Here is a 1,754-nt window from a genome sequence, read left to right as displayed (position 1 = left end):
CGACGCCGGCGCCGGCGACCCGGCCCTCCGCGATCGCGTCGGCGAGCGCCTGCTCGTCGACCAGCCCGCCCCGGGCCGCGTTGACGATCCGGACGCCCGGCTTGACGATCGCCAGCTCCTTCTCGCCGATCAGGCCCACCGTCTCCGGCGTCTTCGGCAGGTGGATCGAGATGAAGTCGCTCTCCCGCAGCAGCTCCTCCAGCCCGACCAGGCGGACACCGAGCTGCGCGGCGCGGGCCGGCTGGATGTACGGGTCGTACGCGATCAGCCGGGTGCCGAACGCGGCGATGCGCTGGGCGAACAGCACGCCGATGCGGCCGAGGCCGACCACGCCCACGGTCTTGCCCTGGATCTCCACGCCGGTGTACTTGGACCGCTTCCACTCGCCGGCCTTGAGCGCGGCGCTGGCGCTGGCGGTGTTGCGGGCCACCGCGAGCAGCAGCGCGACGGCCTGCTCGGCGGCGGAGACGATGTTCGAGGTGGGCGCGTTCACCACCATGACGCCCCGGGCGGTGGCGGCGGGCACCTCGACGTTGTCCAGACCGACGCCGGCCCGGGCGACCACCTTGAGCCGCGGCGCGGCCGCGATCGCCTCGGCGTCGATCTGGGTGGCGCTGCGTACGATCACCGCGTCGGCCTCGGAGAGGGCGGAGAGCAGGGCCGGGCGATCGGTGCCGTCCACGTGCCGCACGTCGAAGTCGTGGGCGAGCACCTCGATGGCGGCGGGGGCGAGTTCTTCGGCGATCAGTACGACAGGATTCATCGGTCCTCGTAGACGCTCGGTAATGGTGCGGCCTGGGACGCCGGGGCGCCGCGCTGCGCCCTACGCCGATCCGTGCCATGGCCGTCGGGTGCGCCGGGGCACCACACCAAGGATGGTAGGTGGCTGCCCGCCCGGCGTGTCCCGGAGTGCGGGGTGAGGGCCCTCACAAAGGCCGTCGCACGCCCGTCATCCCCCGTTCACCGGACGCCGGGCTGGCATCGGGCCGCTACAACGGGAGCTGGCGTCACGAGGGAGGAAGGCCGATGTCGGTAGTCGTCCGGATCGCGCTGCTGCGGCCGATGGCCCGGCTCGACCCGGTCGGCTGGGGGCCGAGGCTGGCCGAGGCGTTGATCACCCGGTCCCAGGTGGTGAGCGGCCTGCGGGGCGGAATGGCCCGGCGGACGGCCGCCGCCGACGAGGCGGTGGCGCTCTGCCGTCGGCTGGTCGCCGAACGCCCGGACCGGCACCGGACGGCGCTGGCCCGGGCGCTGGTGGCCCGTGCCGGCGTGCCGGACGTCCGTCCCACGCCCGCGGTCATCGCCGAGCTCACCGAGGCGATCGGGTACGTCGAGGGATCGTCCGATCGGCTCGGGCTGGTGGCGCTCGCCACCGCTCGGACGCTACTCGCCCGGCACCGGTCCCATCTCGGCGAGATACGAGAGGCGCTCGCATCGACGCGGCTGGCGCTGCGCGCCTGGGCTGGCGCGGAACCGCTCACCGCCGACGACCGGGCCCGGCGGATCCTCACCCTGCTGGCGGCCGGAGATTGCGCGGTGGCGCTGGAACGGCACGACGAAGCGCTCGACGTCCGCCGGCAGGCTCGGGAGGCGTACCGCGGGCTCCCCTGGCGGCACCGGTTCCGCTGGAAGGCCCTGGGCACCACCACGGCTGTGGAACTCGCGGCCAGCATGGCCGTGAACGGCCGGCACCGGGAGGCGCTGGAACTGCTGACGGCGTCCACCACCGACCTGGAGGTGCTCCGCTCCTTCAC

General features: G+C 74.2%; 2 protein-coding genes. One reads left to right on the top strand and one right to left on the bottom strand.

The window, feature by feature from the left end:
• Nucleotides 1-763 (bottom strand): hydroxyacid dehydrogenase (locus KBX39_RS30450; protein ID WP_282102495.1); only part of this gene is annotated, 763 nt, incomplete at its 3' end.
• Nucleotides 764-1,026: 263 nt separating this feature from the next.
• Between KBX39_RS30450 and KBX39_RS30445 the strand changes: the two genes are divergently transcribed.
• On the top strand, nt 1,027-1,754 hold a 728-nt coding region (locus tag KBX39_RS30445; protein ID WP_210873856.1), incomplete at its 3' end, for a tetratricopeptide repeat protein.

It is taken from the genome of Micromonospora sp. D75 (assembly GCF_018070405.1).
GTDB classification, from domain to species: Bacteria; Actinomycetota; Actinomycetes; order Mycobacteriales; family Micromonosporaceae; genus Micromonospora; species Micromonospora chalcea.
The sequence above is the reverse complement of the archived record's forward strand: the minus strand, read 5'-3'. Positions and strand labels throughout refer to the sequence as shown.